This is a genomic window from Enterobacter cloacae complex sp. P13B (genome assembly GCF_014895915.1).
Taxonomy (GTDB): domain Bacteria; phylum Pseudomonadota; class Gammaproteobacteria; order Enterobacterales; family Enterobacteriaceae; genus Enterobacter; species Enterobacter bugandensis.
The window spans coordinates 1-375 of the sequence record NZ_JADBQN010000145.1; the positions used below are offsets into that span (position 1 = coordinate 1).

Annotated in this window: 1 protein-coding gene; it reads right to left on the reverse strand. The window is 37.1% G+C overall.

The features are described from left to right. Positions 1-335: hypothetical protein (locus tag IM273_RS22350; RefSeq protein ID WP_193055678.1), on the reverse strand; the 335-nt coding region annotated here is incomplete at its 3' end. Between the last annotated feature and the right edge of the window lie 40 nt (positions 336-375).

Sequence of the window (375 nt, forward strand, 5' to 3'; positions counted from 1 at the left end):
ACATTAAGTACTGAACCAATTGAAGTAAGTTCACGCTTGCGTTCTTGTTCTGCTTCATCTTCTTGATGAATTGCTTCACCGTCTGCATTACTAGCAGTACGTGTATCTTCGGTTTCTACTGGATCATTACTATTTAGTGTTTCAGGTTCTTCACCTTTGTTTTGAAGTTTAGCTAATAGGTCTGGACGCTTTGATAGCATCTCTTCTAATTCACCATCACTTAATTCAATGTTAGCTACGCCACCATTTTCATCATTATCTACTTCAAGAGTTTCTTTAATGTCATATGATTCATTATCTAGGCGGGTTTCTTCCATTCCCTCTTGTTCTTCCATGAGTCTTTCCTCTTCACTGGTTTCATTACTACTATTTAGT